This window comes from Microseira wollei NIES-4236 (genome assembly GCF_020521235.1).
Lineage (GTDB): Bacteria > Cyanobacteriota > Cyanobacteriia > Cyanobacteriales > Aerosakkonemataceae > Microseira > Microseira wollei.
Map to the genome: position 1 here is coordinate 1 of NZ_BLAY01000398.1, position 2,268 is coordinate 2,268.

A 2,268-nucleotide genomic window follows, 5' to 3' on the forward strand; every position below is an offset into this window, starting at 1 on the left:
ATTGGTTACTCCAGAGAAGTTAGTCATCCCTGAATATTATTATTCATTTCGACTAAACGAATCGCACTCGGAGCTTTGCAGCGAGATACTCGAGCTTTAAAATTAACTCATTCCAAGCGGCATCCGAAATAGCACGGTTTAATCCCTTCTTCCAAGGGTTGTCCATTTGGTAAAAACCTTCCATTTGTATCATCCTTTTTAACTTGGCAACGTTTCAGCATCCCCGCGACATTCAAATCTTCTATCGCGATGGCATCTACTCTCCGAGAGGCAATAGTCTTCGCAACCCACCACTGAGCGAGCCTGTCTCTTGTCGGCAATTCTTTTATGGAAGCGTCCAACTTTTTTGGACGCTTTTTTACGTTTGTTGCTACCTTTAACTTGGCGATTGACTCGGCGTTGTCTAACTTTAAGGAGATGTTTTGTCTTTTTTATGGTAGCCTACTTGGGATTTTCAAATTGATAGCCATCTGCCAGATGTACCAGCTTAGTAATTCTCAAATCGCCACCCAGAATCGATTTGACTTCCCCTAGAGGTTTGGCGGCATAATCGGGTACGGTTTTGTCTTCAATCCTGACCGAAATATACCAACCTTCTTGCCTTTGCCTGACGGTGACGGATTTAATCTCTAACCCATCTGGCACAGGTCTAGAATTGTAAAACCGCATCCAACCCAGCTGAGGCAAGTAAACCTTGTTGCCCTTGATTTTTACCCCGACCGCGTATGTGAAGTCGGTAAAGTTGCTGGGATTTTTTAATTTGGGGAATCCCCTGCCTTCAAAAAAGTTCTTGTAAGCATTATCCAACCGCCTCACATTCTGTTGCAATACGGTTGAATCAATTTTCAAGTACCAGGGTCTAGCTAATTTTAGGTCTGGCAGCGCTGTAATTTGAATATCACGACTCGCTGCGGCGAGGATTTTTAGCGTTTCCTTCCTTGTCTACCTTGGTATCTTTCCAGGGTTCAAGAGAAGCACCGTTCTTGCTGACAAAGCACGTCAGAGGGCAGGCTTCTGCTTTAGTTCTAATATCGCAGTAATCGCCCTGGATAAACTGTTGACTGTATTGGACTATCCTGTCGTTCAAGCACCAGTTATAGTGGCTGCAAAGCATATTGACCCAACTGCCCATACTGCTTGATTGGGATGCTTTTGGTCTTAGCTTGTAGACGTAAGCTGTCAGCAATAACTATCACTTCTTTGTAGCTGTGATACTTTTGTCTACAGTAAATACTAATCTATTGAGTTCAAAAATGCAACAGTAACGCCGAAAAAAAATTCCGTCTATGCAGGTAAACTACCATCTGGTTTGGATACTGAAAAGACGGAAAAAGGTTTTAGTTGGGGATGTAGAAACTCGACTCAGGCAGATTATCTCCGAGGTATGTCAAGAAAATCAATCGAATATCATTGCTTTGGAGATTATGCCCGACCACGTGCATTTGTTTGTCAACGTCCCCCCCAGCGTAGCAGCGCACAAAGTTGTTGGTGCTATCAAGGGCAGGAGTTCTAGATATTTACGGCAAGAGTTTCCGCATTTATTGAAACTTCCCAGTCTCTGGACTCACTCTTACACAAGTTTCTACTGCTGGGAATGTCAGTAGCGAAACTGTGCGAAGATATATTGAGGAACAGCGCCATCACGACGTTACTTGACAGGACTTAAACGTCCCGATCCCCCCAATCCCCCCTCTTGGAGGGGGTGCAAGCGCTTCTCGTCCTGGTTGATAATGCTTTCACCTCCGCCCCAGAGAGAAGCTTGAGATGCTACGACTCCCTTATCATTGAGCGTGGCAAACCCCAAACCGTTAAACAGACCTCTAGACGATAAAACCCCGGCATCTGTTTTTGATACCAGTCTGGGTATCTCTACTACAAATGTCGGGGTTTTACTTTTGGTCTTTGAAACTTTTTGAGGCATAAAGACCGCTACAAATTGGAAACATTTTACATCAAATTTCGTTGTGGTGCAAGATTTGACTGCCATCTTGATGCTGGCGCGCTTGGGACCGATGTCTTTAGCCTCTTGGCACCGCGCGCGTTTTCGGTGATTAAACATAGAGAGTTCGATAGCTGTTGCTTACCGCTTCTAAAAACCTGGACAAATCTACCCACAGGTAATTTGAACCCAGGTATTAAGTCCGCATTGAGCCACTCTCCGCTCTCGCATACGCGGAGAATCAGGCCAGGAGTTCATGTTAACTTTTCGCCCTTTAGTGGCTATCTGGGTAACACTTCCTGACTTTGCCGAGAACCGCTCCAAGGGAG

General features: G+C 45.0%; 4 protein-coding genes and 1 pseudogene. 1 reads left to right on the plus strand and 4 read right to left on the minus strand.

The features are described 5' to 3' along the window. Positions 1 to 107: 107 nt before the first annotated feature. The 3 genes from MiSe_RS48670 to MiSe_RS48680 form a co-directional block, all read right to left on the minus strand. Positions 108 to 341: a hypothetical protein gene (locus tag MiSe_RS48670; protein ID WP_226594671.1), complete on the minus strand. Its 234-nt coding sequence runs from the start codon at positions 339 to 341 to the stop codon at positions 108 to 110. 100 nt (positions 342 to 441) lie between these two features. Then, complete coding sequence (locus MiSe_RS48675; protein ID WP_226594673.1) at positions 442 to 849, minus strand: RNA-guided endonuclease InsQ/TnpB family protein; 408 nt, start codon at positions 847 to 849, stop codon at positions 442 to 444. A 49-nt stretch (positions 850 to 898) separates the two neighbouring features. Further along, positions 899 to 1,186: a helix-turn-helix domain-containing protein gene (locus MiSe_RS48680; RefSeq protein ID WP_226594675.1), complete on the minus strand. Its 288-nt coding sequence runs from the start codon at positions 1,184 to 1,186 to the stop codon at positions 899 to 901. A 100-nt stretch (positions 1,187 to 1,286) separates the two neighbouring features. Here MiSe_RS48680 and tnpA point away from each other — a divergent pair. After that, positions 1,287 to 1,656, plus strand: a pseudogene (gene tnpA / locus MiSe_RS48685) (IS200/IS605 family transposase). Here the strand turns inward: tnpA and MiSe_RS48690 are convergent. Beyond that, a complete protein-coding gene (locus MiSe_RS48690; RefSeq protein WP_226594677.1) occupies positions 1,649 to 1,921 on the minus strand; it encodes a hypothetical protein in 273 nt (90 codons plus the stop codon). The pseudogene tnpA and the gene MiSe_RS48690 overlap by 8 nt on opposite strands. Positions 1,922 to 2,268: the final 347 nt, after the last annotated feature.

Bases quoted from the DNA above. Each gene is read 5' to 3' on its own strand.
- MiSe_RS48690 (WP_226594677.1), bottom strand. From the start codon at position 1,921: ATGCCTCAAAAAGTTTCAAAGACCAAAAGTAAAACCCCGACATTTGTA.